The organism is Vibrio sp. Vf1514 (assembly GCF_052076135.1).
GTDB classification, from domain to species: Bacteria; Pseudomonadota; Gammaproteobacteria; order Enterobacterales; family Vibrionaceae; genus Vibrio; species Vibrio furnissii.
In genome coordinates this window covers 3,040,079-3,064,828 of record NZ_CP197267.1, presented here as the reverse complement: position 1 = coordinate 3,064,828, position 24,750 = coordinate 3,040,079, and the positions used below count along the sequence as shown (strand labels likewise).

General features: G+C 52.4%; 28 protein-coding genes and 1 pseudogene. 21 read left to right on the top strand and 8 right to left on the bottom strand.

Going from position 1 to position 24,750, the window contains the following annotated elements; translation table 11 throughout:
* Positions 1-10 precede the first annotated feature (10 nt).
* From ACS18Q_RS14240 to arsJ, 4 genes are read left to right on the top strand one after another with little or no spacing between them, the layout of a single operon-like run.
* Positions 11-346: a metalloregulator ArsR/SmtB family transcription factor gene (locus tag ACS18Q_RS14240; protein WP_004724386.1), complete on the top strand. Its 336-nt coding sequence runs from the start codon at positions 11-13 to the stop codon at positions 344-346.
* Between the two features lie 10 nt (positions 347-356).
* A complete protein-coding gene (locus ACS18Q_RS14235) occupies positions 357-1,361 on the top strand; it encodes an ArsJ-associated glyceraldehyde-3-phosphate dehydrogenase (RefSeq protein WP_014204251.1) in 1,005 nt (334 codons plus the stop codon).
* On the top strand, positions 1,358-1,855 hold the full coding sequence (locus ACS18Q_RS14230) for a cyclin-dependent kinase inhibitor 3 family protein (RefSeq protein ID WP_014204252.1): 498 nt from the start codon (positions 1,358-1,360) through the stop codon (positions 1,853-1,855). The genes ACS18Q_RS14235 and ACS18Q_RS14230 overlap by 4 nt, the downstream gene beginning before the upstream one ends.
* A 48-nt stretch (positions 1,856-1,903) precedes the next feature.
* Positions 1,904-3,130, top strand: a complete 1,227-nt coding sequence (gene arsJ / locus ACS18Q_RS14225) for an organoarsenical effux MFS transporter ArsJ (RefSeq protein ID WP_014204253.1) — start codon at positions 1,904-1,906, stop codon at positions 3,128-3,130.
* Positions 3,131-3,173: 43 nt separating this feature from the next.
* On the opposite strand, the gene ACS18Q_RS14220 is transcribed toward arsJ, so the two are convergent.
* Positions 3,174-3,644: a Dps family protein gene (locus ACS18Q_RS14220; RefSeq protein ID WP_004724392.1), complete on the bottom strand. Its 471-nt coding sequence runs from the start codon at positions 3,642-3,644 to the stop codon at positions 3,174-3,176.
* 230 nt (positions 3,645-3,874) lie between these two features.
* On the opposite strand from ACS18Q_RS14220, the gene ACS18Q_RS14215 reads away from it, so the two are divergent.
* Positions 3,875-4,888 (top strand): acyltransferase, encoded by a 1,014-nt coding sequence (locus tag ACS18Q_RS14215; protein WP_432583651.1) that lies wholly within the window; start codon positions 3,875-3,877, stop codon positions 4,886-4,888.
* Here the strand turns inward: ACS18Q_RS14215 and ACS18Q_RS14210 are convergent.
* The gene (locus ACS18Q_RS14210) at positions 4,885-5,214 is read right to left on the bottom strand and encodes a DUF2500 domain-containing protein (protein ID WP_441257181.1); all 330 of its coding nucleotides are present in this window, start codon (positions 5,212-5,214) and stop codon (positions 4,885-4,887) included. The two genes, ACS18Q_RS14215 and ACS18Q_RS14210, sit on opposite strands and share 4 nt — an antisense overlap.
* A gap of 232 nt (positions 5,215-5,446) precedes the next feature.
* On the opposite strand from ACS18Q_RS14210, the gene ACS18Q_RS14205 reads away from it, so the two are divergent.
* A complete protein-coding gene (locus ACS18Q_RS14205; RefSeq protein ID WP_004724398.1) occupies positions 5,447-5,815 on the top strand; it encodes a hypothetical protein in 369 nt (122 codons plus the stop codon).
* Between the two features lie 617 nt (positions 5,816-6,432).
* Here the strand turns inward: ACS18Q_RS14205 and ACS18Q_RS14200 are convergent.
* Positions 6,433-6,630, bottom strand: a complete 198-nt coding sequence (locus ACS18Q_RS14200; RefSeq protein ID WP_441257180.1) for a hypothetical protein — start codon at positions 6,628-6,630, stop codon at positions 6,433-6,435.
* A gap of 80 nt (positions 6,631-6,710) precedes the next feature.
* On the opposite strand from ACS18Q_RS14200, the gene ACS18Q_RS14195 reads away from it, so the two are divergent.
* From ACS18Q_RS14195 to ACS18Q_RS14185, 3 genes are all read left to right on the top strand, one after another.
* Positions 6,711-7,340 (top strand): lysoplasmalogenase, encoded by a 630-nt coding sequence (locus tag ACS18Q_RS14195; protein WP_004724399.1) that lies wholly within the window; start codon positions 6,711-6,713, stop codon positions 7,338-7,340.
* A 67-nt stretch (positions 7,341-7,407) separates the two neighbouring features.
* Positions 7,408-7,644 carry a YecH family metal-binding protein gene (locus ACS18Q_RS14190; RefSeq protein ID WP_004724402.1) on the top strand — a complete coding sequence of 79 codons (237 nt, stop codon included), beginning with the start codon at positions 7,408-7,410 and terminating at the stop codon, positions 7,642-7,644.
* 97 nt (positions 7,645-7,741) lie between these two features.
* Positions 7,742-8,329 carry a YhgN family NAAT transporter gene (locus ACS18Q_RS14185; RefSeq protein ID WP_004724403.1) on the top strand — a complete coding sequence of 196 codons (588 nt, stop codon included), beginning with the start codon at positions 7,742-7,744 and terminating at the stop codon, positions 8,327-8,329.
* Between the two features lie 24 nt (positions 8,330-8,353).
* Here ACS18Q_RS14185 and ACS18Q_RS14180 read toward each other — a convergent pair.
* Together ACS18Q_RS14180 and rsmD are read right to left on the bottom strand one after the other, a co-directional pair.
* Positions 8,354-8,619, bottom strand: a pseudogene (locus tag ACS18Q_RS14180) (DUF1145 domain-containing protein).
* On the bottom strand, positions 8,616-9,215 hold the full coding sequence (gene rsmD, locus ACS18Q_RS14175; protein WP_055466651.1) for a 16S rRNA (guanine(966)-N(2))-methyltransferase RsmD: 600 nt from the start codon (positions 9,213-9,215) through the stop codon (positions 8,616-8,618). The pseudogene ACS18Q_RS14180 and the gene rsmD overlap by 4 nt, the downstream one beginning before the upstream one ends.
* A 286-nt stretch (positions 9,216-9,501) precedes the next feature.
* Between rsmD and ftsY the strand changes: the two genes are divergently transcribed.
* The 6 genes from ftsY to glpG all read left to right on the top strand — a co-directional run bounded on the left by ftsY (position 9,502) and on the right by glpG (position 14,973).
* Complete coding sequence (ftsY, locus tag ACS18Q_RS14170; RefSeq protein WP_441257179.1) at positions 9,502-10,677, top strand: signal recognition particle-docking protein FtsY; 1,176 nt, start codon at positions 9,502-9,504, stop codon at positions 10,675-10,677.
* 72 nt (positions 10,678-10,749) lie between these two features.
* Positions 10,750-11,424 (top strand): cell division ATP-binding protein FtsE, encoded by a 675-nt coding sequence (gene ftsE, locus ACS18Q_RS14165; protein WP_004724409.1) that lies wholly within the window; start codon positions 10,750-10,752, stop codon positions 11,422-11,424.
* Positions 11,414-12,382: a permease-like cell division protein FtsX gene (ftsX, locus tag ACS18Q_RS14160; RefSeq protein WP_004724412.1), complete on the top strand. Its 969-nt coding sequence runs from the start codon at positions 11,414-11,416 to the stop codon at positions 12,380-12,382. The genes ftsE and ftsX overlap by 11 nt, the downstream gene beginning before the upstream one ends.
* Before the next feature lie 164 nt (positions 12,383-12,546).
* Positions 12,547-13,404: an RNA polymerase sigma factor RpoH gene (rpoH, locus tag ACS18Q_RS14155; RefSeq protein WP_038150731.1), complete on the top strand. Its 858-nt coding sequence runs from the start codon at positions 12,547-12,549 to the stop codon at positions 13,402-13,404.
* A 399-nt stretch (positions 13,405-13,803) separates the two neighbouring features.
* A complete protein-coding gene (gene glpE, locus ACS18Q_RS14150; protein ID WP_004724416.1) occupies positions 13,804-14,124 on the top strand; it encodes a thiosulfate sulfurtransferase GlpE in 321 nt (106 codons plus the stop codon).
* Between the two features lie 3 nt (positions 14,125-14,127).
* Positions 14,128-14,973: a rhomboid family intramembrane serine protease GlpG gene (gene glpG / locus ACS18Q_RS14145; RefSeq protein WP_432583654.1), complete on the top strand. Its 846-nt coding sequence runs from the start codon at positions 14,128-14,130 to the stop codon at positions 14,971-14,973.
* Positions 14,974-15,039: 66 nt separating this feature from the next.
* Here the strand turns inward: glpG and ACS18Q_RS14140 are convergent, their stop codons facing one another.
* Positions 15,040-15,447, bottom strand: a complete 408-nt coding sequence (locus tag ACS18Q_RS14140) for a flagellar basal body-associated protein FliL (protein WP_014204260.1) — start codon at positions 15,445-15,447, stop codon at positions 15,040-15,042.
* 166 nt (positions 15,448-15,613) lie between these two features.
* Here ACS18Q_RS14140 and ACS18Q_RS14135 point away from each other — a divergent pair, with 166 nt between their 5' ends.
* Entirely contained in the window at positions 15,614-16,153 is a 540-nt protein-coding gene (locus ACS18Q_RS14135; protein WP_286211381.1) for a chorismate lyase, read from the top strand.
* Positions 16,154-17,008, top strand: coding sequence for a 4-hydroxybenzoate octaprenyltransferase (ubiA, locus tag ACS18Q_RS14130; RefSeq protein WP_004724423.1), 855 nt, complete (start codon positions 16,154-16,156; stop codon positions 17,006-17,008).
* 90 nt (positions 17,009-17,098) lie between these two features.
* Here the strand turns inward: ubiA and plsB are convergent, their stop codons facing one another.
* Positions 17,099-19,522 (bottom strand): glycerol-3-phosphate 1-O-acyltransferase PlsB, encoded by a 2,424-nt coding sequence (gene plsB, locus ACS18Q_RS14125; RefSeq protein ID WP_004724424.1) that lies wholly within the window; start codon positions 19,520-19,522, stop codon positions 17,099-17,101.
* A gap of 203 nt (positions 19,523-19,725) precedes the next feature.
* Between plsB and ACS18Q_RS14120 the strand changes: the two genes are divergently transcribed.
* From ACS18Q_RS14120 to dinF, 4 genes are all read left to right on the top strand, one after another.
* Positions 19,726-20,088, top strand: a complete 363-nt coding sequence (locus ACS18Q_RS14120; RefSeq protein WP_014204262.1) for a diacylglycerol kinase — start codon at positions 19,726-19,728, stop codon at positions 20,086-20,088.
* A gap of 89 nt (positions 20,089-20,177) precedes the next feature.
* Positions 20,178-20,804 carry a transcriptional repressor LexA gene (gene lexA / locus ACS18Q_RS14115; protein ID WP_004724427.1) on the top strand — a complete coding sequence of 209 codons (627 nt, stop codon included), beginning with the start codon at positions 20,178-20,180 and terminating at the stop codon, positions 20,802-20,804.
* Between the two features lie 86 nt (positions 20,805-20,890).
* Entirely contained in the window at positions 20,891-21,703 is an 813-nt protein-coding gene (locus ACS18Q_RS14110; protein WP_014204263.1) for a class I SAM-dependent methyltransferase, read from the top strand.
* A gap of 110 nt (positions 21,704-21,813) precedes the next feature.
* Positions 21,814-23,118, top strand: coding sequence for an MATE family efflux transporter DinF (dinF, locus tag ACS18Q_RS14105; RefSeq protein ID WP_441257651.1), 1,305 nt, complete (start codon positions 21,814-21,816; stop codon positions 23,116-23,118).
* A 57-nt stretch (positions 23,119-23,175) separates the two neighbouring features.
* Here the strand turns inward: dinF and sthA are convergent, their stop codons facing one another.
* Positions 23,176-24,576, bottom strand: a complete 1,401-nt coding sequence (sthA, locus tag ACS18Q_RS14100) for a Si-specific NAD(P)(+) transhydrogenase (protein WP_055466659.1) — start codon at positions 24,574-24,576, stop codon at positions 23,176-23,178.
* Between the last annotated feature and the right edge of the window lie 174 nt (positions 24,577-24,750).

The following is a 24,750-nucleotide window of genomic DNA, read 5'->3' as shown; positions in this document are numbered from 1 at the left end:
GGAGATACCAATGCTACCTCACCAATTTTTCAAGCTGCTGGCGGATGAAACGCGTATGCGCTGCCTGCTGCTGATTGCCCGCGAAAAGCGCCTGTGCGTGTGCGAACTGACGCACGCGCTGCAAGAGAGCCAACCGAAAGTGTCGCGCCATCTGGCGCAGTTGCGCCAAAGCGGTGTGCTGGTGGACGAGCGCCAGGGGCAATGGGTGTATTACCAAGTGTCAGACCAGCTCCCGGGCTGGCTGAATAAAATCATCGATGGATTAAAACAATCCAACTGTTTGCAACAACAATACGGCGTCGACAGTCAGCGACTGGCGACCATGGCCGATCGCCCGTGCTGTTAAGGAGAAAAACATGACCATTAAAGTCGGAATCAATGGATTTGGCCGCATTGGCCGTTTGGCAATGCGTGCAGCGTTTGACTGGCCAGACATCGAATTTGTGCACATCAATGATGTGGCGGGTGATACGGCAACACTGGCGCATCTGCTGGCGTTCGATTCAGTGCAAGGGCGTTGGCATCATGCGGTGGAAGCGCAAGGCAACACCATGCTGATTGGTGATGCGCGCATCACCACCAGTCAGGAGCGTGACATCAGCGCGGTGGACTGGTCAGGGTGCGATGTGGTGATTGAAGCCACGGGCGTGCATCGCAAAACAGCGTTCTTGAACCAATATCTGGCGCAGGGCGTCAAGCGAGTGGTGGTGTCGGCACCGGTCAAAGAGCCAGGCATTGCCAACATCGTGGTCGGGGTGAACGACCACATTTTCGACCCCGCGCAGCACCGCATCGTTACGGCGGCTTCGTGCACCACCAACTGCATTGCCCCCGTGGTGAAAGTGATTCACGAAAAACTCGGCATTGAGCAGTCGTCGTTCACCACCATTCACGATTTGACCAACACGCAAACCATTTTGGATGCACCGCACAAAGATTTGCGCCGTGCCCGTGCGTGCGGCATGAGCCTGATCCCGACCACCACCGGCAGCGCGACGGCGATTGTGGAAATTTTCCCAGAACTGGCGGGCAAAATTAACGGTCACGCGGTGCGTGTACCGCTGGCGAATGCGTCGCTGACTGACATCATTTTTGATGTGAAACGCGATACCACCGCCGAAGAAGTCAATGCGTTGCTGAAAGAAGCCGCGCAAGGTGAGCTGAAAGGTATTCTCGGTTTCGAAGAAAAACCGCTGGTGTCGATTGATTACCGCGGTGACCCACGTTCGACCATCGTTGATGCTTTGTCGACCATGGTGGTGGGGACGCGCATGGTGAAAATCTATGCGTGGTACGACAACGAAATGGGTTACGCGACTCGCACCGCTGAACTGGTGCGTAAAGTGGGGCTGGCGAAATGATGCATCCGACGTGGGAACTGCCGGTCGAGAAAGCGGCGTTGGTGCTGATGCCGTGCCCGGGTACCAAAGAGGTCAGCTTGTTTGACAGCTTGACGCAACTGAAAGCGCAAGGCGTGCATGTGATTGTCAGCGCGATCACGCGTGACGAGATGGCCGCTAAGCAGGTCGAGCAACTCGGTTATACCGCCCAAGCGCTGGGCATGATGTGGATTCATCTGCCGATTGAAGACGACAGTGTGCCGGATGCGCTGTTTACGGAGCACTGGCCCACCGTCAGCCCGCAACTGCGCAGTGTGCTGAAACGCGGCGACAAAGTGGCGATCCACTGCATGGGGGGATCGGGTCGTACCGGTTTGCTGGCCGGGCATGTGCTACTCGACCTCGGCTGGCCGCTGGATCAGTGTATTGAACGCATTCAGGCTCTGCGTCCGGGCGCGTTTACTAAAGCGGAGCAGCGCTGTTACATCGAACACGTTGCGGGTGTGATCAGCTAATCGGGCTTTGGGATCATCATGATCCCCAAGCTCATGTTGGATCGGAATATGTTGAAAACTTATGCCAAATTAGACCACTCGATCCGTCAGTACATGCTGGTGACGTTCAACTACTGGAACTTCACGCTGACGGATGGTGCGCTGCGCATGCTGGTGGTGCTCTATTTCCATCAGCTCGGTTACGATACGCTGGCGATCGCCTCGCTGTTTCTGTTTTACGAGTTCTTTGGCGTGGTCACCAACCTCATTGGGGGCTGGCTGGGCGCGCGATTGGGGCTCAATCGCACCATGAACGTCGGGCTGGCGATGCAAATCGTTGCGTTGGGAATGCTGGCGCTGCCCAGCGTGTGGCTGACCATTCCTTGGGTGATGGCGGCGCAGGCACTGTCCGGCATCGCCAAAGACCTCAATAAGATGAGTGCCAAAAGCGCGATTAAAACGCTGGTGCCAGATGAACAACAGGGCGCGCTGTATCGCTGGGTCGCCATTTTAACCGGCTCGAAAAACGCCCTCAAAGGCGCGGGATTCTTTTTGGGTGGCGTGCTGCTGACGGCACTCGGTTTTCAGCTTGCGGTGGCGTGCATGGCGGCAGTGCTGGTGCTGGTGCTCATCGGCAGTTTGTGTTGGCTGAGTGCTGACCTTGGCAAAGCCAAAGCCAAGCCTAAGTTCTCGGAAATATTCTCCAAATCGCGGTCGGTGAACATTCTCTCGGCGGCGCGTCTGTTTTTGTTTGGCGCGCGCGATGTGTGGTTTGTGGTTGCACTGCCGGTTTATCTCGGCACGGTGTTTGGCTGGGATCACATCTGGGTGGGCGGCTTTTTGGCGCTGTGGGTCATTGGGTATGGCGTGGTGCAAGGTTTTGCGCCGCGCATGACGGGCAAAGCGCAGGGTAAATTGCCGGATGGTCATGCGGCATTGCGCTGGGCGGTGATGCTGAGTGTGGTGACGGCGGGGGTGGCGATCGGTGTCACGCTGAACTGGCACCCACAATGGGTCATTACCATGGGCTTGATGCTGTTTGGCGCGGTGTTTGCGGTCAACTCATCCCTGCATTCGTATTTGATCGTCAGTTATGCCAAGGGCGATGGCGTGTCGCTCGATGTGGGGTTTTACTACATGGCAAACGCGATGGGGCGTTTAATCGGGACGATCTTATCAGGTTATCTGTTTCAGGTGGGAGGGCTGGCCGCATGTCTCTGGGTGTCTTTGGGCTTCCTCATGCTGACCAGCCTTATTTCGCTCGGATTACCGAAACTGTCATCACAAGCCCGTTAAACGGGCTTGTGGCTTGATTAGGGGCGATGTGACGCGGAATGGCTTATTGCAGCCATGCATTCAGCATCCATACCAGTTTTTCTTGTTCACGAATATAGTCGCTCATGAGCGCTGCGGTGCCTTCGTCGCCAGCTTCACCGGCAAGTTCTGCAATGGTACGTTGCTGTGTGATCAGGGCGCTAAACCCGTTCACCAAACCGTTCATGGTGCTCTGACCGTCGGTCGCGTTGGTGTGCTCTTTGATCTCGGTGCTTTCCAAGTAGCTGCTAAAACTGTGCAGTGGTTGGTGGCCCAAGGTCAGAATACGTTCAGCCAGTTCATCGATTTTGAGTTGCAGATCGGTGTAGATCTCTTCAAATTTAGCGTGTAGCTCAAAGAACTCTTTACCTTTGATATTCCAATGGTAACCGCGAGTGTTCATGTAGAACACCTGGTAGTTGGCCAGTAGGCGGTTGAGTGACTGAGCAAGTTGTTGGCTTTGGTTGCGGTCCAGGCCGATTAGATTAGTAGTCATAACACTCACCTTCTTAGTAATCGAAAAATTAAATGGATTTCTGTGAAATCGTTGCAAGCATAATAACCCTGTACTTTGTAGACCTATATTCGATTGTGTGCATCGCTGTAATAGGTATTAGCTATCAAAATCAAAAAGTTTGCGCGAGTTAACCCATCGTTGACCGCTGGTTTACACTTTGGCTACCAATCGTTCTATAGTGAGGTTTCGGTGTTTGATGGGCGTGAGTGATGACGAAACGAATAATCTTTTTTGATATGTTGCGCTGTGTCGCGGCGGTGGCCGTGATCGGCATTCATGTGTTGGCGCCCTATCGGCAGGAATTGGGCACGATTCCTTTGTCGGAGTGGCTGACCGCAGTCACTGTCAATGGCCTCAGCCGCTGGGCGGTGCCCGTGTTTATTCTGATTTCCGGTGCGTTGATGCTGAGCGACCCGCGTCCTTTTGATCTCCAGTATTATCTGCGACGTCGCTTAGGCAAGGTGCTGGTGCCTTTCATGATTTGGTCGCTGTTCTATGCGTATCTCTCTGGGTGGAGTGCGAGCGGGTTTGATGGCCAAATCGCGCTTGAGACACTCAAACACAGCCCGCAGCACGAAACCTATTACCATCTGGGCTTTTTCTATTACTTCATTCCGCTTTATTTTGTCATTCCGCTGTTCCAGTGGCTGGTGAAACGGGTCGATACACTGGCGATTTGTGCGTGGGTGGCGGTGTGGATGCTGACCGCGACGCTGTTCCTGTTTTACATTGATGGCGTGTGGAATCTGGAACTGTGGCTCTACAGTGGCTACTTGTTGCTCGGCTATTTGCTGTATCAGAAAGTGCCCAACAACCGCTGGGTGGTGATGGCAGCGCTGTTGCTGGGGGGCGGTGCATTGTACGTCACGGTGACTTCGGTGGTTTCGGTGAGTCTGCAATATCAGAGCTACATCGTCGAGCGCTGGTTGTCGTACAAAACGCTCAATACCATTTTGGCAGCCAGCATGGTGTTTATTCTCTGCCGTGCGTGGGCTGATCATCTGTCGCCACGAGCGCAAACGGTGGTGGCGTTCATCAGTCAGCACAGCTTGGGGATTTACCTACTGCACCCCATCTTCTTGTGGCCGATGAAAGCTTACGGTTGGCATCAGGGACACCCGGGGTGGGTGATCCCCATGTGGATTGTGTTGAGCGGTGCGGCGTCGTTGGGCGTGAGCTGGTTGGTCTCACGCAGCGCGAAAACCCGTTGGTTATTGCCCTAACGTTGCAGGGCAAAATGAATAAAGTCGGTGCCGCGGTAGGTGAGTGTGCCGCGGTCGCCGGGATTCAGCGCGTGGAAATAGTGAATGCCAATCTGAAACTCCCGTTTTGGCCCCCATTGACCTTTTTGGACGTAAACCCAGTATTCTCGGTCATCTTGTCCCGGTAATGGGTGAGGGATATCAATGCTTTGCTTGTCTAACACGGTGACTTGCACATGGCGCTCCGGGGCGTTTTCCCCGTGTATGTGCCGACGATAGAAACGAGAAAACAACCACAGCCCGACGGCAATCAATCCGCCTAACGCAATCCAAAATACACCCGGCATTCACGCCTCCTTTTTGGTAGCAATGACATTCTAATAATCTGATTTTACGAGCACTTTGACGAAATAACCCGCGTGATGCACAGTAATAGAGATGAGTTTTTCGGCAGGTATCACACTTTCATACTAGGATTGAAGGCTAAGCTAGAAGTGAGCTTTTCTCACCCCTATCTATGGAGTAAGACTCTGTTAACAAGAACGACAAAAACTGAGTGGATGAGCAAGGGAGGCGGTCATGTCCGATAGTGAACAAGTAATGATGCAAACGCGCAGGCTAGAGACATTGCTACGCATGCAATATCACGCCCAAGGGGACTCACTTGAAGCGCTGATCAACAGCTGTGCTGATCGTCTGCCGCATGATGTGTTAGCCAAGCTGCGCTATGTCGCCAGCATTGGTGGAGATGTCACGCAACAGGAGCATTACCAATTAGACGATCGAAAAGCCTTTCTGGCGGTCTGTTTGGAGTGTGAAAAAGAGCTAACCCCACGCAGTGGCCGATTTATTTGGCGAGTGGCGGTGATGTTAATGCTGCTGATGACCTTGGCGGCGATGGTGGTGTATTACATTCATTGGGAAGAGTTATCGCAACATCTGCAGTAAGCACAATATTGAGTACGAAAAAAAGGACGCCTTGGCGTCCTTTTTTGTTGTTTAACAGATGCTTAGTACATCATCGGCAGTGTCATCAAACCAACGATTACTGCGATCATTACTAGTCCTTGTTTCTGAGATGAAGAAATCATAACACTGCTCCTTTAAATTTGTTTCCTTCAGTGAATTTAGAATAGCACTAGTTTAACGGCTTGATCAAGACCATCTTTCTAAAATGGTTAAAAATAGCATTCTATATCTGGCTATCAGCCCTAAAATGGTGAGCTAAATGTGTAGTTTTGGTGCGTTTATCAATTAATCATTGTGAGTTTAAAATAATCTTTGGGTTTTATAACATATTGAATTTATTGATCTTGTAAAGGTTAACTTGATGTTTCATGATTCCTTTTGTCCGGTTTTTGCTAGTTAGCGGTGTGAGGGAGGTGATTTTTAGGTGAATTCTCATTTTTTAAGAAAATTATTTTTATAGATGAGAATTAATCTCACCTTTTGGTGGTTGGTCCAGTTGTTTCTGAGTGTAAACTTCCTCAATGGTTTTGTTTTTGCATTGCAGGATGGCTGGCGGGTTTTGAGGGGTTGTTTTTATTTAACTGTTTGATTTATTTTTATTTTTGTTTTTGATTTTTTGGGGTGGGACGTTGTGTTTCATGCGGTTTTCTTTGGGTTTTGTTATTGAAAACGTTGTTTTTTATCGTGTGGATAGGCTGGCGGGTTTTTCCTGGGTTTGTTGATGAAAAGGTAAACAGGCCATGATGGGTGACAGTTTTAAACAGCCCCACAGTTTGCGGTTGAATCGCAATCAAGATCCAACTTTTGCCGCTTGGTTCTGGACATCGAATGTCACATGCCTACACTGGCGGCAGATTTCTAAAGAGGTAGAGGCATGTGGAGCTGGATTTCTGTCGCGGTATCGGGACTTATCAGCATTTCTGCGTTTGAAAACAACAAACTCACGCACGCGTTAGTGTTTAAAGTGACGAGTTTAGCCCTGCTTCTCTATATCACCGTGACACATGCTGCGGCTGCTTCAGCGCCGGTCGTGTGGGTCGCTGTGGGCTTGTGCGCGGCGTTGCTGGCCGATGCGCTGCACCTATTGCAATGGCGGCCGAAACTCTGTTTTGGCGCCTTTTTGCTGTCGCAGCTGTTTTACAGCAAAGCGTTTTGGGTACAAATCTCCGGGGCCATCGTCTGGTGGCTACCTGCATTGCTGATTGCCACCAGCATTGTGGCCTTTTTTCTGCTGCTGCCGCAGCTCGATACGCTGATTTTCCCGGTGACGATCATGGGCATCATGCTGTTGCAGATGGCTTGGGCGGCGGGGGAAGTGTGGTTGAAGCTGCCTTCCGATGCTTCACTGGCTGGGTTTGTGGGCAGCTTGGTGTTGATGTTGTCGGCGTTGCTGCTGGCCATCCATGACTATCGGCACCCCTTGCCGTTGGGTCAGTACCTGATTTCTGGCAGCTATTTGTTGGCGCAAGGGCTGATTGTGGCCTCGGTTGTGCTGTTGCCCTGAGCTACGTCAAAGCCAAGCGGCACTCTGTTGGGTACAGTTGATTTTTTCTACCCAAGCGAGAACGCTCATGACACCGGACATTCATGCTCATCAAGTCCTTCACCTGATCAAACAAACCCCAATGACCGAAAGCGCACTGCGTGACGTGGTGTGCCGCGAATTTGGTGCCAACGCCCGTTTCCATACCTGCAAACTCAGCGGGTTGGATTTGGACAGCTTGCTGACCTTCTTCCAAGACAAACGCAAAGTGGTGATTGAGGACGGTCTCTGGCATCTCAACCAAGCGCGTGTGTGCCAGCATTAGTGGCCGGAAACGGCGCATTTTTCACCGTAATACACATCGAAATCCATAAGTGACGCTGATATACTGCGCAAAATTTTTGCTGTGGTATTGAGGTGTTATGGAGATTTTATCGGCTGCGACCATGCTGTTTCTGATCATGGACCCGCTGGGCAACTTGCCCGTGGTGTTGTCCATTCTGAAACACTTGGATCCCAAACGTCGTCGTAAAGTGTTGGTTCGCGAGCTCTGTTTTGCGCTGGTGATTCTGATGCTGTTTCTGTTTGCCGGTCAATCGATACTCAGCTTCCTGCATGTGCAGCCAGAAACCTTAAGCATTTCCGGCGGTATCATTCTGTTTATTATCGCCATCAAGATGATTTTCCCCAGCGCTGGCAGCATCACCGGCCTTGCTGCGGGGGAAGAACCGTTTATCGTGCCGATGGCGATTCCGATGATCGCCGGTCCGTCTGTGATTGCCGCGTTGCTGCTCTTGTCCACGCAATACCCAGACAACTTACTGGAGCTGTCGGCGGCGGTGATTCTCGCTTGGGCGGGCACGTTCCTGATTTTGATGTTCTATGGCTTCTTCCACAAAGTGCTCGGCGAGCGCGGCCTTAAAGCGGTCGAGCGCCTGATGGGGCTGCTGTTGGTGATGATGTCGACGCAGATGCTGCTCAACGGCATTAAGAGTTACGTAGGGATGTAAAAAAACCGCCATTCGGCGGTTTTTTTACATCATGTGTTTGCGGCGAATATCGAGCAACGCAAAGATACCAAAAATCAAAATGACCATTTCTCCCAGCCACTCATTTTGACTTTGTCGCCAAACGCGCCAACGAAGATCAGCATCTGCAAACCGTGCATAAAAAACAGGAAGGCGGTCATGATGTACAGCGCGATCGCCGCTTTGCCCGGAAATGGCATCACGATGTTGATCAGCAGTATCAACCAGACGAACGCGATGGCAGCTTTGGCTAACGCCAGCAGAATTTTCATTCGGATGTCCTTTCAAACAGTCGGTAACACACCTGACCCGCAATTTTCTCACGATACAGTTGCCAGTGTTCTGGTAGCTCAGTCAGGGGCAGTTCTTTTTCGCTCTCAATATAAATCATGGCGTTGGGCGCAAGCCACCCGTTTTGCTCCAATAACTGCACCGTTTGTTGTAACAAACCTTGACGGAACGGCGGGTCGATAAACACCACATCGTAGCCTTGGCCTGGTTGCTTGAGGTAGGCGAGTGTATCGGTGTTGATGGCTTCAATGGTGCTGGCTTTGAGCGCGGCGATGTTGGTTTTGAGCTGCGCAAAGGCTTGCGGGTTCATCTCCAGCATGGTGACCTTCTCGGCCTGACGCGACGCCGCTTCAAAACCTAAACCGCCAGAGCCGGCAAATAGGTCGAGGCACTTGGCGTGCGGGATGTCTTGGGCGAGCCAGTTAAACAGCGTTTCTTTGACGCGATCGGTGGTTGGGCGCAAGCCTTCGGCATCGTGCACGGGCAGTTTGCGTCCTCGCCATAGGCCGCTGATGATGCGAACCTGACCGCTGGGTGCGCGTTTTTGTGATGGGTTTTGCTGACGACGTCTTAGCATAGATTTTTTGACCGCTAATTAAGTGTTACTATAGCCAGTCTGTGCGCCTTTTCGCCGGGCGAACAGAAGTTTGGCATTCAAAATTATGGCAAAGTGTATCAAGCAAGCGTAAAAGTTTTCACTGCTTTGTCATTATTCTTTGTGCAAAAGCGATAATTCTTTAAGAAAAGAAGACACACCCAAGTCCCGTTGATGTGGCCTTATGGTTCATCCCTCGCTTGCTCAACGGCGTGCAGGGCGCAATCGGCTTCGGTGTGTGAGTTAAATCAATCCAGGATATCCCCAGATGACGGAAAAGAAGAAGCGTGGCTTACTGTCATGGCTTGGCTTTGGTGATGAAGAACAGAGCCAGAAACCAACAACCGATACAGAACAAGACGAACAACAGAACCCGGTTGAAGAGCCTGTCGCGGAACCCGAGACTGCCTTAGCAGAAGCAGAAGCAGAAGCAGAAACAAACGTTGCAACCGAGGTTGCGGTTGACGAAGCAATACCAGCAGCCACGCAGCCGGAACGTGTGCAAGAACAAGAAAAACCCACCGAAAGCTTTTTTGCGCGCCTGAAACGTAGCCTAAGCCGCACCAAAGCCAACATCGGTGCCGGTTTCTTTGGCCTGTTTAAAGGCAAAAAAATTGACGACGACCTGTTTGAAGAGTTGGAAGAACAACTGTTGGTGGCCGATGTCGGGATGGACACCACGCTCAAAATCATCGCCAGCCTGACCGAAAAATCATCGCGTCAGCAACTGCGTGACGGCGAAGCCTTGTATGGTGTGCTCAAAGACGAGATGGCCGAGATTCTGTCGACGGTTGAGCAGCCGCTGGTGATCGATAGCAGCAAAACGCCATTCGTGATCCTGATGGTGGGCGTGAACGGTGTGGGTAAAACCACCACCATCGGTAAGCTGGCTAAACAGTTCCAAGCCGAAGGCAAGAAAGTGATGCTGGCGGCGGGTGATACGTTCCGCGCCGCAGCGGTCGAGCAACTGCAAATCTGGGGCGAGCGCAACAACGTCCCTGTGATTGCGCAGCACACGGGCGCCGATAGTGCTTCGGTGATTTACGATGCGATTGAAGCGGCAAAAGCGCGTGGCGTGGACGTGGTGATCGCCGATACCGCTGGCCGTTTGCAAAATAAAGCGAACCTGATGGAAGAGCTGCGCAAAATCGTACGCGTGATGAAGAAGATCGACGATTCAGCGCCGCACGAAATCATGCTGACGCTTGATGCGGGTACCGGCCAGAATGCCATCAGCCAAGCGAAGCTGTTTAGCGACGTGGCGCCGCTGACCGGGATCACGCTGACCAAACTCGATGGCACCGCCAAAGGTGGCGTGATTTTTGCGATTGCCGATCAGTTCCAAATTCCAATTCGTTACATCGGTGTCGGTGAAGGCATTGACGATCTGCGTCCATTTGCAACGCAGGAATTTATCGACGCGCTGTTTAGTCGCGACGAGTAATTGAATCTGCCACACAGCCAGACGTATCGTATTGCGTCTGGCTGGGGTTAACGGTCAACAGGGGAAGGATACGTGATCAAGTTCCAACAAGTCAGTAAAGCCTACCGCGGCGGACGCCAAGCACTACAAAAAGTCGACTTTCATTTGCGCCGTGGCGAAATGGCCTTTTTAGGCGGTCACTCCGGGGCAGGGAAAAGTACGCTGCTGAAACTCATTTGTGCAATTGAACGTCCGACCGATGGCAAGATCAGCTTCAATGGTCACGACATCACGCGAATTCCCGCCAAAGACATTCCTTTTCTGCGCCGCAACATCGGTATTGTGTTCCAAGATCATCGTTTGCTGATGGATCGCACGGTATTTGAAAATGTGGCGTTGCCGATGCGCATCGAATCGATTTCAGAAAACGACATCAAACGTCGCGTATCGGCGGCACTAGATAAAACCGGTTTGCTGGACAAAGCCCGCTGTTTGCCTACGCAACTTTCTGGCGGTGAGCAACAGCGAGTCGGCATCGCGCGTGCGGTGGTCAATCGCCCCACACTGCTGCTGGCTGACGAACCGACCGGAAACCTCGACCCAGAATTGTCGAATCGCATTTTGCGCCTGTTTGAAGAGTTTAACCGGGCCGGCGTGAGCATTTTGCTGGCGACGCACGACATCAATTTAGTCAACTCGCGTCCGCAGTACCGTCACATGGAACTGAATCAGGGATTTTTGAGTGAGGTCGAAGATTATGGCCATTAAACCCAACGCCAAGAAGCCAGCTAAAGCGCGCGACAACAAGCGGGCAAAAACGGACGGCTTCCTCACCATGCACATTAAGCAGGCCAAGGCATCGTTTTCGGCCTTGTGGCAGCGTCCGCTGGGCAATGTGTTGACGCTGGCGGTGATTTCGATGGCGTTGTCTCTGCCGGCCTGCATGTACTTGCTGAGTAAAAATATCGCGTCGGTGGCCGACAATGTGGCCAGCCCGTCGCAAATCAGTGTGTATATGAAAGAGGGCACGCCGGAGCCGCGGATCATGGTGCTCAAAGACCAGATTGAAAGTCGCAGCGATGTGGCGGTGGTCGATTACATTTCGCCCCAACAAGGGCTGGACGATTTAAGCCAGTACGCCGGATTTGACCAAGCGATCAGCTTGCTGGATGAATACGCACTGCCGGGGGTGTTGGTGATTAGCCCAGGCATTGACGACAAAGAGCAGATCAAAGCGATTGCGCGCGCCATTCAAGGCGAAGAGGACGTCACCGATGTGCGCCTCGACGAAGATTGGTTGGCGCGGTTGGATGCGATTCGCAACTTGGCCAGTGTGGTGGTGGTGAGTTTATCGCTGCTGATGCTGGCCTCGGTGTTTCTGATTGTCGGTAACACGCTGCGCTTTAATGTGCAGGCCAATAAAGATGAAATTCAAACCATGAAGCTGATTGGTGCGACCGACAGCTACATTCTGCGTCCGTACTTGTATTCGGGCATGTGGTTTGGGTTGTTGGGGGCGTTGGCGGCCTGGTTGCTGACGGCTCTCATCACGGTGCTACTCAATGGCGCCGTGGAAGAGTTGGCGAAGTTGTACGACAGCCGTTTTCGTTTGATTGGCCTTGGCTGGGATGAATCACTGTTGCTGCTGATGTTGGGCACATTTTTAGGCTGCATTGCGGCACGCGTCTCCGCGCGTCGACATTTAAAAGAAATTGAACCTGTGTAAGCGTTGTGGGTCTTAACCCACAGTGCTCAATCCGCGTGGCGGCGTGACTTGTCACCACCGACAGTTTGTGCATAATGACCAATCGAGTCTTGAAACCTGTTCATTTTGGGTTCAAGATTGATGGGTTAAAACTTACTCCAGATCAGAGATTGATGAGGATTTGAATGACTAACCAAGCGTATCCAATGGCTCTCGTTTCACAGGACAGCTTAGACAGCTACATCCGTTCAGTGAACAGCTACCCTATGCTGACCGCTGAAGAAGAGCGTGAAATGGCTGAGCGATTACATTACTCAGGTGATATTGAAGCCGCGAAAGGGTTGATCCTGTCGCACCTTCGATTTGTTGTTCATGTTGCTCGTGGGTACTCCGGCTACGGTCTGCCAATGGCCGATCTGGTGCAGGAAGGCAATATCGGTTTGATGAAAGCGGTGAAACGCTTCAACCCAGAGGTGGGTGTACGACTGGTGTCTTTTGCGGTGCACTGGATCAAAGCAGAAATTCACGAGTACGTGCTGCGTAACTGGCGCATCGTGAAAATTGCCACCACCAAGGCGCAACGTAAGTTGTTCTTCAACCTGCGTAAATCGAAAAAGCGTCTGGGTTGGTTCAATAACGGCGAGGTCGAAACTGTAGCACGCGAGCTGGGCGTTGAACCGTCCGAAGTGCGTGAAATGGAATCGCGCTTGGCCGCCCAAGATGCGACGTTTGAAATGTCGAACGACGATGACGACAACCCGAACGCGTATACCGCGCCGGTGTTGTACTTGGAAGACAAGCAATCGGATTTAGCGGAAAACGTCGAAGCCCAGAACTGGGAAGCGCACACCAACCAACGCTTGGCGCTTGCGCTGTCGAGTTTGGATGAACGTAGCCAACACATTGTGCGTTCACGTTGGTTAGACGACCAGAAAGCCACGCTGCAAGAGTTGGCCGAAATGTACAACGTCTCTGCTGAGCGTATTCGTCAGCTAGAAAAGAACGCGATGAAGAAACTGAAAGACGCGGTTGGCGAATTCTAAACTCCCTCCGTAAGTCTGACGTATTGATGAAAAACCGAGATCTCTGGATCTCGGTTTTTTTATGCTTGATCGACAGGGGCGATCCGAAGTCAAGTCACTTCTGTGGATAACTCTGTGACAAAATTATTTACTGACTGTCATCAAGCGGGGTAAATCAAGGCTTGAACGCTGTTTTCTATTTGGGGATATGTTTCTCTTTACACACAACTAAATCAGGATCATCACAAGATGTTGTGGATCGATTTCAATCAAACCACTTTATCAACGCAATCCACAGAATTATCCACAAATGATGAGAATTTGATCGCTGGTGGATAACCTTACTCCGCCCGTGTACTTGTTCAGCGTGGGATAGGTTACACTGTGTGCTGTAAAATAATGCCCAAATGAGAACTCAACATGGACCAATTTCAGCACATCGATGTGGCGGGTGCGCAAGCACTCATCGAACAACACAATGCCCAGCTCGTCGACATTCGTGATCCGCAGTCGTTTGCTGTGGCGCATGCCCAAACGGCGTATCACCTGACCAATGACACGATCGTCTCTTTCATGGAACAAGTCGAATTTGATCAACCGGTGCTGGTGATGTGTTACCACGGCATCAGCAGCCAAGGCGCGGCGCAATACCTGGTTAACCAGGGCTTTGAACAGGTGTATAGTGTCGATGGTGGTTTTGAAGCCTGGCATCGTGCCAACCTGCCTGTCGAAGCGAGCTGACTTATGATTAGACTGATTGCCCTGAATAACCCGCGCGTGGCGCAAGCCTTCATCGATTACATGGCCTCGCGCCAGATTGAAATTCAGATGATGCCGGAAGGGGGGAATCAGTTTGCGCTGTGGTTGGTCGACGATCAGCACCAAGTGGAAGCGGAAGCGGAATTAAAGCAGTTTTTGCACCATCCACATGATGCTAAATATCAGGCCGCGTCGTGGACGATGGCCGAATCCCGTCAATCTCAATTCCATTACCGTTCGCCCAGCATGATGGCGATGGTGCGCGCGAAAGCGGGCCCGTTGACCCTGTTGGTGATGGCGGTGTGCGCAGTGATCTTCGTGCTGGCCTATCTGGGGTTGGGCAATCAGATTTTTGGCGCGCTGCACTTTCCGGCGCACGCGGGCCAGCAATGGCAGTTATGGCGTTGGTTTACGCATGCGCTGCTGCATTTCTCGGTGATCCACATTGTGTTCAACCTGTTGTGGTGGTGGCAACTGGGGGGCGACATTGAAAAGCGCCTCGGCAGTGGCAAGTTACTGCAAGTGTTTTTGATCTCGGCTGCGCTGTCGGGCGCTGGCCAATATTGGGTCGAAGGGGCCAATTTTGGTGGTCTGTCGGGCGTGGTGTATGCGCTGGTCGGCTACTTGTGGATGCTTGGTGTGCGCGCGCCACATGTGGGCCTTAGCATGCCCAAACCGCTGATCGGTTTCATGCTGGTCTGGTTGGTGTTGGGGTATGTGCAACCCTTTATGGCGATTGCCAATACGGCGCACCTGGCCGGATTGGTGACCGGCGTGGTGCTCGGTTTGCATGATGCCGGACGTTTTCAGTCCAAAACTGCGCAGAACTAACGCATTAAAAAAAGCGGCTGATGAGCCGCTTTTTTGTATCGCTGTCGCACCGATGGGGCGTGGTGCTTACTGATAAATGTACTTGGTGAACAGTAAGTCTGCGATGACGCGTCGCCCGGTTTCTGTCAGCAGAATATTATTGAGCTGCTCGACCAAGGTTTTGCGTAAATCTTCGCGTCCGGCCAACGACTTGATGGTGTCTTCCGTCTGTTTGCCAAGCAATTCGACCACCGCATCACGAATCAGTGGCTGATGCGTTTCAATCAAGGGCAGGTCCGTACTGCTGGCCACCATAATGTCGATACGTACCTGAATGTAGCCGAGCTTTTTGCCTTTGGTATAAAAGTTGGTGGTCAGATCGGGTTCTAGGGTGAAATAGGCAAACTTCGGCGCTTCGTTTTCCTCGGCATGAGCCACGCACGGAAGAAGCAAGCCGAGAGCCAGCATTGTTTGGACTAGATAACGTTTAAGCATATTTCTGTCAATTCTTTCTACGGTTCACGATACTCGAAACGCCCGAGTCTTGTTACAATAGCGCATCTAATTGTAAACAAAATGCTTGATAGGGTTCGAAAGTTCAGGGATGTCTCCCCAGTTGGGCCTTATTGTATGACGATCAAACGTCATATTGAATACTAGTATGAATCAAACAACTTCGCTTTATTTGACGGCTTTGCGCCAGGTCACATGGCAGCAGCCAGACCATTTCCGGTATCCTGATGAAAACGCCAAAATTTGGTTGTTAGAGCAGGGCTCATTATCACATTTGATGGCACAACATTGTCAGCATTTTAGTGTCAATTTGTTGCGTAACCAAGTGATGAGTCACGACGCGCTTCAGGCGGATGAAATTGATCTATTGGCACACGAAGATTGCCTCTTACGTCAGGTGGTTCTATTGGGAGATGAGGTGCCTTGGGTGTTAGGCAGCACATTGATTCCGCGCTCTTCGCTGCAGGATCAATCCCACGATTTCACCCAACAAGGCGAGATTCCGCTGGGCTTGACGGTGTTCAGCTCTGACAATGCGAAACGTGACGCTTTGCAGGTTGGCTGGGCGCACACCGCGCACGGCCCGCTGATGGCACGCCGCTCCCGCTTGTGGATGAACGACAAACCCATGTTGGTGGCAGAACTGTTTCTGCCAGACTCACTGATTTACTCTAAGGAGAGAGTGTAGATGAATACTGCAAAAGCCCGCGCCTATTGGCAGTTAACGCGCATGGATCGTCCGATTGGCTCATTGCTGCTGTTGTGGCCGACCATTTGGGCGTTGATTTTAGCCGCGCGAGGCATGCCGGATTTCAACGTGTTGGTGGTGTTTGTGATTGGGGTGTTTGCCATGCGTTCGGCGGGGTGCGTGATCAATGATTTTGCCGATCGCAAAGTTGACGGCCACGTCAAACGGACCGCGCAGCGTCCGCTGCCTGCAGGCAAAGTGACGGCGCGTGAAGCCTTTACGTTGTTTGTGCTGCTGTCGCTGCTGTCGTTTCTCTTGGTGCTGACCATGAACCCGCTGACGATCAAACTGTCGTTTGCCGGGTTGATTCTGGCGTTCATCTACCCGTTTATGAAGCGTTATACGCACCTGCCACAATTCTTTCTTGGCTTGGCGTTTAGCTGGTCGATTCCGATGGCGTGGGCGGCGCAATCGGGTGAATTACCGCTGGTGGCGTGGTATCTGTTTGTGATCAACGTGCTGTGGACGGTGGCCTACGACACGCAATATGCCATGGTTGACCGTGATGACGATCTGCTGATCGGGGTGAAATCGACCGCGATTCTGTTTGGTCGCTTCGATAAACTGATCATCGGTGTGTTGCAACTGCTGACCATCGCGATGCTGATTGCGCTTGGGTACAGTTTCCAACTGGGCGCCAGTTACTATTGGGGATTGTTGGCGGCCAGCGGTTTGTTTGTGTATCAACAGCATCTGATTCGCCATCGCGATCGCATGCCGTGTTTTCAGGCGTTCCTCAACAACAACTACGTCGGTATGGCGATCGCTTTGGGGATGTTTATCTCTTTCCTCTAAGCGTGGCCGCGGTGTTTGGTATCGACGTGACTCACGTATGAGCAAGAAAAAAGGCATCCCGCGGGATGCCTTTTGTGTGTCTGCGGGGAATTATTCCACCTGACAGATACTTTCCTGAATGGTCAGGCGCACTTCAGGGTACAGCATGGTGTAGAGCATGCGCGAGAAGTGCTTGGTCTGGTCGAGGTGGCAGTTGCCATCGCTGTCGAGGTAGCCTTGTTGTTTGAGCGTGACAAACATCGACGAGAACACGCCTTTGTCGAAAAACTCGGGGGCGTTGATGCCGTGCAGTCGACCCAGACGCTGCGCAATTTCTTGGCTCTTGCTTTCCAGATCGGATTTACCCAGCTCAGGATTGGCCACCAACAGGTTGAGTGTGATCGCGTAGCGTTGCAGCGTCTCAGAGATGGTGCGACCCAGCAGCATCAGCACCTGCGTCTGCGCTTGGTTGATGGTGGCTATGCCATCGTCCAGCGTGACCAGTTGTTGGCGTTGCAGCTCAGCGAGATAATGCATCACCACCTCATCGAGTTGCGTTTCATCATGGCTGAGGAACAGCTCTTGTTTGAGGAATGGGTACACCTTCGCAACACAGGTCTGAATCTGTTCCACCGGCATTTGTTGCTGACGGATCAGCATCTGCGCAATCAGTGATGGCAGCGCCAGCAGGTGAATGATGTTGTTGCGGTAGTAGGTCATTAGAATCGACTGATTGCGATCGAGCGAAATGATGTCGCCCATGGTGTCGGTTTCCACCACAAACTTATCCAGTGATTCGGCGTGCTGTACCAAACTTTCCGCGCTGTCGCTTGGCACGGTATAGGTGTTGGAATAGGGCACGTTGCGCAGCAATTGCAGGTAGCAATCGATCTGCTTCACCAGATTGTCACGGGCCAGCGCGCGTTGACGCGATGCCAAAAGCGCCGTCGCACACAGGGTCATGGCATTGGCGGCCGCCGCATCGTTAATGTGCGTCATCATTTTCGTCGCGAGCTTGTTCACCACCGGTGTCATCCACTGGGGTTTGCTCGCGCCCATGGCATCGATGTCTTGTGTCCACTCGGGCACTTGCTCATTCAAGAACTGGTTCAATGGAATCGGCTCACCAAAGTTCACGTAGCCTTGACCGAAGTTGCGCAGTTTACGAATGGTGCGCAGCACCAGGCTGGCATTCTCTTTCTCTTTGCGTTTACCGCGCAGCTCTTTGGCGTAAGTGCCTACTTCCATCACATGTTCATAGCCGATGTACACGGGCACCAGCGTGACCGGGCGGTTGAGACCGCGCAACATGGCTTGAATGGTCATCGCCAGCATACCGGTTTTGGCTTGCAGCAGGCGACCTGTGCGTGAGCGGCCCCCTTCACTGAAGTACTCCACCGAGTAGCCTTTGGCAAACAGCTCAGCCAGATACTCGCGGAAGATGGTCGAATAGAGTTTGTTGCCTTTAAAGCTGCGACGAATAAAGAATGCGCCACCACGGCGGAAAATCGGTCCGGCCGGGAAGAAGTTGAGGTTAATGCCTGCCGCAATGTGCGGGGGTACCATGCCTTCGTGATACAACACGTACGACAGCAACAGGTAATCCATGTGGCTGCGATGACAGGGCACATATACAATCTCGTGACCATCTTGTGCCAGACGGCGCACCGTCGCGGCGTTATTGATGTTCAAGCCTTGATAGATGCGGTTCCACAACCAACCCAGAATGCGATCGCCTTTGCGCACCAACGAGTAAGAGAAGTCTGCGGCGATTTCATCAAGCATGTCGTGCGCTTCTTTGCGCGCTTTCTCCAGCGAGATGTTCTTCGCGGCCGCTTCATCAGCAATCGCTTTTTCGATCGCTGGGGAGTTCATCAAGCGCTGGAACAACTGGTGGCGTTGTGGCAGGTTCGGCCCAGACGCCGCCAGCTTCTGACGTGAGAAGTGAATGCGCGCCACACGTGCCAGCTTGTGGGCAATCGAGGCATCGGTGCCGTGCGAGTCGGCCATATAACGCAGCGAGACCACGGGGCTAAAGCGCACCAAACAGTCCCGTCCGGCGGCAAAGACCGCTTTGGCTTTTTGCGGGCCATTCAAGGCTTGCAAATATGGACGTTCCCGACCTTCTTTGCCCGGTTTGCGTCCCCACAGGACGGTGGCAGGAATGACCTGCACATCCAACTCCGAATCTTCTTGATGCAGGCTGAGCATTTCGCTGAATGTGGCGATAGAATCGGTCGGCACCTGATTGTCATCTTGCAGCAGCGTGGGGCGCGACGAGATGAACACGTAACGTTTCAGCGTGTGACCATGAATGGTCAGCGGTTCTAACGGATCCGGCAGGCCGGCTTGTAACGCATGCGTTTGCAGCGTCAACAGGTCGACATTGGAGCGAAAGGGTAGTGCATAGACGATCGGCTTGTTAATATCAATCTCGAGATCATCGATCGGATTGGATGGAATGACCGTACCTTTTACCAGAACAGACAGTGGTAATTTCAACAAGGAACGCGAAAATGAGTGTCCAGAAGACATAAGAGTTCAAGGCCTCAAGAATACATACAGAAACTGACGTGCAGCGTGTTTTTCATAAGAAACAGAGAGCATGAAAAATGCGATACACGTCAATCGGTGTCTTTTTTTGAGCAGCAAGCATACCAGAAACTGGTCGAACCTTTTAATTTTAATGATTACCAAAGCGTCATTTCTGCGTGAAATGTCCAGAACGGGAAACACACGTGCAGCAAAAAAATCCTCAAGGAATCAAACGCGTCATCAAAGCGACACGCTATTCATACCAAGGCCTGTGTGCGGCATTAAAACACGAAGCCGCTTTTCGCGAAGAAGCCATTCTCGCCTGCGTGCTCATTCCATTGGCGGTGTGGCTGGATGTCACGCAATTAGAACGCATGCTGATGATTGGCACTGTGCTGTTGGTGATGGTGGTGGAGCTGCTCAACAGTGCCGTGGAAGCGGTGGTGGATCGCATTGGTTCAGAGCAGCACGAATTGGCGGGGCGTGCCAAAGACATGGGCTCGGCGGCGGTGTTTGTCGCCATGGCCATTTGCGGCTACGTGTGGGTCGAGGCTCTCTTTATCTAACCCGTTGATATAAAAAACGAGCAATTGGTTTGCATTTCACCAAATACTGGATATACTCACAGGCAACTGTATAAAAAGACAGGTGACTTATGAAGCCGTTGACGCCACGCCAACAAGAAGTGTTCGATCTGATTCGAAGCAAGATCGATGAAACCGGAATGCCACCCACTCGTGCTGAAATTGCACGTGAGTTGGGTTTCCGTTCTGCCAATGCGGCGGAAGAGCATTTGAAAGCTCTGGCACGTAAACAAGTGATTGAAATCGTACCGGGTGCCTCTCGTGGGATTCGTATTCTGGTGGAAGCGGCGAACGACAACGCAGACGATGCAGGCTTACCCCTGATTGGTCGTGTGGCGGCGGGTGAACCGATTCTCGCTCAAGAGCATGTCGAAGCACACTATCAGGTTGATCCGGGCATGTTCCGCCCACAAGCGGATTTCCTACTGCGCGTTCATGGCGAGAGTATGAAAAATATCGGCATCATGGATGGCGATTTGCTGGCGGTGCACAAAACCCAAGATGTGCACAACGGCCAAGTGGTCGTGGCCCGCGTGGAAGATGACGTCACCGTAAAACGTTTGGAACGCAAAGGCGCGAAAGTGCTGTTGCATGCTGAAAATGAAGCGTTTTCACCGATCGAAGTGGATCTCACTTGTCAGGATCTGACCATCGAAGGCATTGCGGTTGGCATCATTCGCAATACTGACTGGATGTAGGATTTTCCTGAGAGTCATTCTCAATAACTTGTCAATCTAATTGATATTCATTATCATCTTCTTTGTGCGATGTAAGGAAGATGATAATGCGCTCAACCCGTTCCCCCTCAACAAGACGTTATCCGATCCCTGCGAATTTGATGCAGCCGTTGTGGTTGCGCAGTCGCGAAAGCTTGGTGGATAACGGTTTAGTGTACGACCCCATTGCTGCATCTGCGTGTCAGCGCTGTCTTCTTGCGCCGGAATGTCTCTCTGGCGACATCGATCAAAAACAACTTCTGCACGTCACATTGACCCAACTGTGCGATCAACAAGTTCGCAGTTTTCTGGAAGCGCATCCAGATGGCTGGATTGTGAACGTTGGTGCGGGGCTGGATACGCGTTTTTATCGCGTTGACAATGGCCGCTGTCACTGGCTGGAATTGGATGTCACGGAAAACTTATTGTGGCGTCAAAAACTGTTTCACAGCAGTGAACGTTATCAACACTGCTGCGGCAGTGTGACCGATTTATCTTGGCTTGATCGCTTGCCGGTGCCGGAATACGCGCCGGTGCTCATTGTGTGTGAGCACGCACTGCTTGATGGGGACCGCACGCAGGTGTCGCGTTTTATTCGCGCGTTGGGGCTGAACTTCGTCAATGCCAGTGCGTGTTTGGTGCTAGCGGGCGATCGCACAGCGACTCGTTTGGGGCAAAACATGGGATCGGGTCAGTATCAACATGGCTTTGCGCATGCGGGTGAAGCGGTGTTGGATTGCCTGCCGTGGGCGCGCTCGGTGAGCACGCACTCTCCACTGGATCGGCATTGCGGGCGTTGGAAGTTCTGGCATCGCCTCATCAGCAAAATCGGCGCCCTCAAGCAGCGTTATACCCCCGTGGTCGTCTACGCCCGCTGGTAAGCCTGCCGCGCAAACCATAGCCGTTGCAGCTCATCTTCGATACACTTTGCTCTCAATGACTTGAGGGTGACTCCGTGCAATTTCTTTTTCAGACGCTTTCCAATCCAGCCATGCATCGACAGGTGTTGTGGCTGGCGATTCCCATGGTGCTCTCGAACATCACCATCCCGCTGTTGGGCTTGGTTGATGCTGCCGTCATCGGGCATCTTGAGCACGCTTGGTATTTGGGCGGGGTGGCGCTGGGTGGCACCGTCATTAGCGTGACTTTCTGGCTGCTGGGATTTTTGCGCATGTCGACCACCGGTTTAACTGCGCAAGCCTTGGGGGCTGACAACCGCGTGGGGTTGGCGCGCGTCTGGCTGCAAGGCATGTTGATGGCGTTGGGGTTTGCGGTGATCTTTTTACTGCTCCATCGCATCATTGCTGATGGGGTGTTTGGTTTGAGCGCTGCCAGTGCTGAAGTGAAACATTACGCGCAGCAGTATTTTGTCATTCGTGCTTGGAGTGCCCCCGCATCCCTGGCGAACTTTGTGTTGCTCGGTTGGTTACTCGGGACGCAAAACTCACGTGCGCCGATGTGGATGGTGATCATCACCAACGTGGTCAACATTGCGTTGGATGTGCTGTTTGTGCTCGGGTTGGGCTGGAAAGTCGAAGGGGCAGCATTGGCCTCGGTGATCGCCGATTATGCAGGCATGAGTTTTGGTTTATGGTGTGTGTGGCGCTATTGGCTGCAACATCAGTTGCCCTCGCCTTTGGCCTTGCTGCGTGAATCTACTCAGGGGCTCAGCCGTTTTGTCGCGCTTAACCGCGATATCTTTTTGCGCTCATTGTGCCTGCAGGCGGCATTTAGTTTTATGACGTTTCAGGGCGCAGCGTTTGGCGATCAAACCGTGGCCGCCAATGCGGTCTTGATGAGCTTTCTGATGATGATTTCTTATGGCATGGACGGGTTTGCCTACGCGATGGAAGCCATGGTGGGGAAAGCGATTGGCGCGAAAAATGAAGCGCAACTGAAAGCGGCGATGATTGGCAGTGCGTTCTGGAGTGTGGTGATCTGTTTACTGTTGACGCTGGCGTTTGGTGGGTATGGATCGGCGCTGATCCGGCTGATCACCGACATCCCGACGGTGCAGCAAACGGCGCAGGTGTATTTACCGTGGCTGGTGGCGATGCCGCTGACGTCCATGTGGTGCTTTTTGTTGGACGGCATTTTCATTGGTGCCACCAAAGGACGTGAAATGCGCAACAGCATGTTTGTGGCTGCGAGTACCTTCTTTGTGGTGTTCTACGGCTTTGCCTTCTTGGGAAATCATGCGTTGTGGTTGGCGATGCTGAGCTTTATGGCGATGCGCGGTTTCAGTTTGGGTATTGTGTTGCTTCGTCAGTGGCGGCTGGGGACGTTTCTCGCCTGATCGCATTCAATCAAAAAACGCAGCTCTTGAGCTGCGTTTTTTGCTTTGGGCGCTGTGTTAGAACAAGCGATTCAACCCGTTCAACGCGGCCACGCGGTAGGCTTCCGCCATTGTCGGGTAGTTGAAGGTCGTGTTCACGAAGTACTCGATGGTGTTGGCTGCGCCTTTTTGTTCCATGATCGCCTGACCGATGTGAATGATTTCTGCTGCGCGTTCCCCAAAACAGTGAATGCCGAGAATCTCTTTGGTGTCGCGATGGAACAGTATTTTCAGGCTGCCAACATCTTTACCGGAAATCTGTGCGCGTGCCAGATGTTTGAACGATGAGCGGCCCACTTCGTACGGCACTTTCGCGGCCGTCAGCTCTTGCTCGGTACGACCAACCGAGCTGATTTCCGGAATGGTGTAGATGCCGGTTGGAATGTCGGCAATCAGTTGATTGGTTGCGTTGCCTTTGGCGATCGCTTGCGCGGTAAAGCGCCCCTGATCGTACGCCGCGCTGGCAAGGCTTGGGTAACCAATCACATCACCAACGGCGTAAATGTGGTCCACCTCGGTCTGGTAGTTGGTGTTGACGGTGAGCTGGCCGCGTGAATCCGGTGACAGGCCAACCACTTCCAGATTGAGCTTATCGGTGTTCCCGGTTCGGCCGTTGGCGTACAGCAGGCAATCGGCCTTCATCTTCTTACCGGATTTGAGGTGCACAATGACGCCATCTTCAGTGCCTTCGATTTTCTCGTAGGTCTCGTCGTTGCGGATGATCACACCGTTGTTCCAAAAATGGTACGACAGGGCGTCGGAGATTTCGTTATCCAGAAACGCCAGCAAGCGGTCGCGAGTGTTAATGAGGTCGGTCTTCACGCCCAAGCCACGGAAAATAGACGCGTACTCACAGCCAATCACGCCTGCGCCGTAAATGATGATGTGGCGTGGGTCGTGTTTCAGGTTGAGAATCGAGTCGCTGTCGTAGACGCGTGCGTGGTTGAAGTCGACATCATTTGGGCGGTAAGGGCGAGAGCCGGTGGCAATCACAAACTTATCGGCGGTGTAGAGATCAATCGTGTTATCGCTTTTGGTGACCGCCACAGTGTGGGCATCGACAAATTTGGCGGTGCCGAAAATCAGTGAGCATTGGTTGCGATCGTAAAACCCTTGGCGCAAGCGTGTTTGTTTGTCGATCACCGTTTTGGCGTGGCTCAGAATGGTTGAGAAGGTGGCGTGCAAGCTGGTGTTGTTCTTACAAAATAGCGGATTGCTGTTGAATTCGATAATCCGGCTGACCGCATGACGCAGGGCTTTGGATGGAATGGTGCCCCAGTGCGTGCATCCCCCGCCGACGCCACTCTCTTTTTCAATAATGGCGACATTCATTCCCGCTTTGCTGAGCCCCATCGCGGCACCTTCTCCGCCGGGGCCGCTGCCGATTACGATGACGTCAAAGTGGTTGTTCTGTGCCATAAGGATTTCCTTGTTATTTTCGCTTAACATTGCTGTAGCGAGATTTTAACTGATTCCACGAGTCGGTAAATCGTGTTCCCATCAGAGAGTGCAGGGGATCACGTCATCGCAAGAAATATTCGGTGTTGCACACTCGTACTGGCCGGGTGGCTGCGCGAGCAACAGGGAACCACA

Bases quoted from the DNA above. Each gene is read 5' to 3' on its own strand.
- ACS18Q_RS14240 (WP_004724386.1), top strand. From the start codon at position 11: ATGCTACCTCACCAATTTTTCAAGCTGCTGGCGGATGAAACGCGTATG.
- ACS18Q_RS14235 (WP_014204251.1), top strand. From the start codon at position 357: ATGACCATTAAAGTCGGAATCAATGGATTTGGCCGCATTGGCCGTTTG.
- ACS18Q_RS14230 (WP_014204252.1), top strand. From the start codon at position 1,358: ATGATGCATCCGACGTGGGAACTGCCGGTCGAGAAAGCGGCGTTGGTG.
- arsJ (WP_014204253.1), top strand. From the start codon at position 1,904: ATGTTGAAAACTTATGCCAAATTAGACCACTCGATCCGTCAGTACATG.
- ACS18Q_RS14220 (WP_004724392.1), bottom strand. From the start codon at position 3,644: ATGACTACTAATCTAATCGGCCTGGACCGCAACCAAAGCCAACAACTT.
- ACS18Q_RS14215 (WP_432583651.1), top strand. From the start codon at position 3,875: ATGACGAAACGAATAATCTTTTTTGATATGTTGCGCTGTGTCGCGGCG.
- ACS18Q_RS14210 (WP_441257181.1), bottom strand. From the start codon at position 5,214: ATGCCGGGTGTATTTTGGATTGCGTTAGGCGGATTGATTGCCGTCGGG.
- ACS18Q_RS14205 (WP_004724398.1), top strand. From the start codon at position 5,447: ATGTCCGATAGTGAACAAGTAATGATGCAAACGCGCAGGCTAGAGACA.
- ACS18Q_RS14195 (WP_004724399.1), top strand. From the start codon at position 6,711: ATGTGGAGCTGGATTTCTGTCGCGGTATCGGGACTTATCAGCATTTCT.
- ACS18Q_RS14190 (WP_004724402.1), top strand. From the start codon at position 7,408: ATGACACCGGACATTCATGCTCATCAAGTCCTTCACCTGATCAAACAA.
- ACS18Q_RS14185 (WP_004724403.1), top strand. From the start codon at position 7,742: ATGGAGATTTTATCGGCTGCGACCATGCTGTTTCTGATCATGGACCCG.
- rsmD (WP_055466651.1), bottom strand. From the start codon at position 9,215: ATGCTAAGACGTCGTCAGCAAAACCCATCACAAAAACGCGCACCCAGC.
- ftsY (WP_441257179.1), top strand. From the start codon at position 9,502: ATGACGGAAAAGAAGAAGCGTGGCTTACTGTCATGGCTTGGCTTTGGT.
- ftsX (WP_004724412.1), top strand. From the start codon at position 11,414: ATGGCCATTAAACCCAACGCCAAGAAGCCAGCTAAAGCGCGCGACAAC.
- rpoH (WP_038150731.1), top strand. From the start codon at position 12,547: ATGACTAACCAAGCGTATCCAATGGCTCTCGTTTCACAGGACAGCTTA.
- glpE (WP_004724416.1), top strand. From the start codon at position 13,804: ATGGACCAATTTCAGCACATCGATGTGGCGGGTGCGCAAGCACTCATC.
- glpG (WP_432583654.1), top strand. From the start codon at position 14,128: ATGATTAGACTGATTGCCCTGAATAACCCGCGCGTGGCGCAAGCCTTC.
- ACS18Q_RS14140 (WP_014204260.1), bottom strand. From the start codon at position 15,447: ATGCTTAAACGTTATCTAGTCCAAACAATGCTGGCTCTCGGCTTGCTT.
- ACS18Q_RS14135 (WP_286211381.1), top strand. From the start codon at position 15,614: ATGAATCAAACAACTTCGCTTTATTTGACGGCTTTGCGCCAGGTCACA.
- ubiA (WP_004724423.1), top strand. From the start codon at position 16,154: ATGAATACTGCAAAAGCCCGCGCCTATTGGCAGTTAACGCGCATGGAT.
- plsB (WP_004724424.1), bottom strand. From the start codon at position 19,522: ATGTCTTCTGGACACTCATTTTCGCGTTCCTTGTTGAAATTACCACTG.
- lexA (WP_004724427.1), top strand. From the start codon at position 20,178: ATGAAGCCGTTGACGCCACGCCAACAAGAAGTGTTCGATCTGATTCGA.
- ACS18Q_RS14110 (WP_014204263.1), top strand. From the start codon at position 20,891: ATGCGCTCAACCCGTTCCCCCTCAACAAGACGTTATCCGATCCCTGCG.
- dinF (WP_441257651.1), top strand. From the start codon at position 21,814: ATGCATCGACAGGTGTTGTGGCTGGCGATTCCCATGGTGCTCTCGAAC.
- sthA (WP_055466659.1), bottom strand. From the start codon at position 24,576: ATGGCACAGAACAACCACTTTGACGTCATCGTAATCGGCAGCGGCCCC.